Source organism: Flavobacterium koreense (assembly GCF_054776075.1).
Genome location: NZ_BAAHCF010000004.1, coordinates 1 through 572, shown reverse-complemented (window position 1 = coordinate 572; position 572 = coordinate 1). Strand labels below are relative to the sequence as shown.

The 572-nt window shown below is 33.6% G+C and carries 1 protein-coding gene; it reads right to left on the bottom strand.

Features of this window, described 5'->3' with window-relative positions; all coding sequences use genetic code 11:
- Positions 1–3: 3 nt before the first annotated feature.
- Positions 4–572: PorP/SprF family type IX secretion system membrane protein (locus tag ACYU7A_RS03100; RefSeq protein ID WP_460574150.1), on the bottom strand; the 569-nt coding region annotated here is incomplete at its 5' end.

Below are 572 nucleotides of genomic sequence, written 5' to 3'. Positions count from 1 at the left end.
TTTTTAGAAGAATCTTGGTGATACTATTCGGTCTTGACGTTTGAATAATTCAAATCGTAAAAATATTTCGTGTGAACCTGAATTGTAGTTAGCTAACTTGGTAGTCTCTAAATCGTATCCGTATCCAATATATAACCCATCACTAACTTGAAATCCTGCCATAGCACTCACAGCAGCACTCCATCTCCAGGCAGCTCCCAAAACAAACTTCTCATTGATTAAAAAGTTTCCTGATAAATCCAATTGTAATGGTGCTCCTTCAACTACTTTTCCTAGAAAAGCAGGCTTGAATTTTAAATTCGAACTCAAATCAAAAACATAACCTCCTATTAAATACAAGTTCATACGTTCTTTATAAACCGCAATATCATTGTCATCATAACGCTTAGTCTCAAAGAAATTTGGAACCGATAATCCTAAATAAGATTTGTCTGAATGAAAGTAAACTCCAGCTCCAACATTTGGAGAGAAATTGTTGTTCAAATTCTGCAACAACGGATCTCCTTGGTTTTGAATCTTTAATTTGTTAATATCTAAATTAAACAAATTAGCCGTTCCTTTTATTCCAAAAG